We start from the raw sequence: 1,904 nt of genomic DNA, 5'->3' as shown, positions 1-1,904 counted from the left end.
AAGACGCCGAGAGTCCGATCACCGCGCAGGTGGCCTATTGGGAGGAGGCGCTGGCCGGTCTGCCCGAGCGGTTGCAGTTGCCCACCGATCGCCCCTACCCGTCGGTGGCCGACCACCGCGGTGCCACGGTATCGATCGACTGGCCGGCCGAGGTACAACGGGCAGTGCGCACGGTGGCCGCTGAGCACAGCGTGACGAGCTTCATGGTGATGCAGGCGGCGCTGACGGTCCTGATGGCCAAGCTCACCACGAGTTCCGATGTGGCGGTCGGCTTCCCGATCGCCGGACGTCGCGACCCCGCGCTCAACGATATGGTGGGGTTCTTCGTCAACACCTTGGTACTGCGCATTGATTTGACCGGCGATCCCACCGTGGCCGATCTGTTCACCCAGGTGCGCCAGCGCAGCCTGGCCGCCTATGAGTACCAGGATGTGCCCTTCGACGTGCTGGTCGAGCGGCTCAACCCGGCCCGGAGCATGACCCATCACCCGTTGGTGCAGGTGGCTTTGGCCTGGCAGAACCTTCCCGGACGCGACATCGAACTCGCCAACAGGAGCCTAGGCGACTTGCAAGTCACGCCACTGGCGGTGGACACCCAAACCGCCCGGATGGACTTGACCATTTCGTTGGCTGAACGTTTCACCGATCGTGGTGAATTCGCCGGCATAGCCGGGGCGGTGGAGTTTCGTACGGATGTGTTCGACGCGGCCAGTATCGAGTCGCTGATCGGGCGTTTCCGGCGGGTGTTGACGGCGTTGACCGCCGACCCGACACGGCGGATCTCGGCCGTAGATGTGCTCGAAGCGCCCGAGCGCACCTGGCTTGATGAAGCAGGCAACCGCGCAGCGTTGACCCGATCGGTCACGCCAGTGACGATTCCGGCGTTATTTGCCGAGCAGGTGACGCGGGCGCCGGACGCGGTCGCGGTCAGCTTCAAGGGCCGAGATCTGTCCTATCGCGACTTGGATGCGTCGTCGAATCGCTTGGCACACTGGTTGGTCAGTCACGGCGCGGGCCCGGGTGAGTGTGTAGCGCTTCTGTTGGAGCGCTCGGCGGATGCCGTTGTTGCGATGCTGGCCGTGCTCAAAGCTGGGGCGGCCTATGTGCCGGTCGATCCGATGGTGCCGGCGGCGCGAATCGATTTCGTATTGACCGATGCCGCGCCGGTCGCCGTGATCAGCACGGTGGAGTTGCGGTCACGGCTGGACGGTTGCGGCCTGCGTGTGATCGATGTCGCCGATCCCGCCATCGACGGCGAACCCGATACGGCCCTGCCCGGACCTTCGGCCGATGCGATCGCTTACGTGATCTACACCTCGGGGACCACCGGCGTACCGAAGGGGGTCGCCCTCACTCACAGCAACGTGACTCAATTGCTGGGCACGCTCGATGCCGGATTGCCGGCTGCGGGAGTGTGGGCGCTGTGTCATTCACTGGCATTTGATGTGTCGGTTTGGGAGACTTTCGGGGCGCTGCTCCGCGGCGGGCGGGTCGTCGTGGTCAGCGAGGATGTCGCGAGCTCAGCCGAGGACCTCCACGCCTTGCTCATTCGCGAACAAGTCGACGTATTGACCCAGACACCCTCTGCGGTAACCGCTTTGCCGCACGACGGACTCGACTCTGCGGCTTTGGTGGTGGTCGGTGAAGCGTGTCCGCCGGATGTGGTTGATCGGTGGGCGCCGGGCCGGCTGATGATCGACGCCTATGGCCCGACGGAGACGACGATGTGCGTGGCGATCAGTGCGCCGTTGCGGGCTGGTTCGGGGGTGCCGCCGATTGGTGGGCCGGTGGTGGGGGCGGCGTTTTTTGTTCTTGATGGGTGGTTGCGTTTGGTGCCGGTGGGTGTGGTGGGGGAGTTGTATGTGGGTGGTGGTGGGGGGGGGGGGGGGGGGGGCGCCCGGGGT

Annotated in this window: 1 protein-coding gene; it reads left to right on the top strand. The window is 65.6% G+C overall.

All coding sequences use genetic code 11. The features are described from left to right. On the top strand, window positions 1-1,904 hold a 1,904-nt coding region (locus tag A5698_RS04080; protein ID WP_156670604.1), incomplete at both ends, for a non-ribosomal peptide synthetase.

This window comes from Mycobacterium sp. E136, assembly GCF_001666865.1.
GTDB lineage: Bacteria > Actinomycetota > Actinomycetes > Mycobacteriales > Mycobacteriaceae > Mycobacterium.
This window is presented reverse-complemented; position numbering and strand designations above follow the sequence as displayed.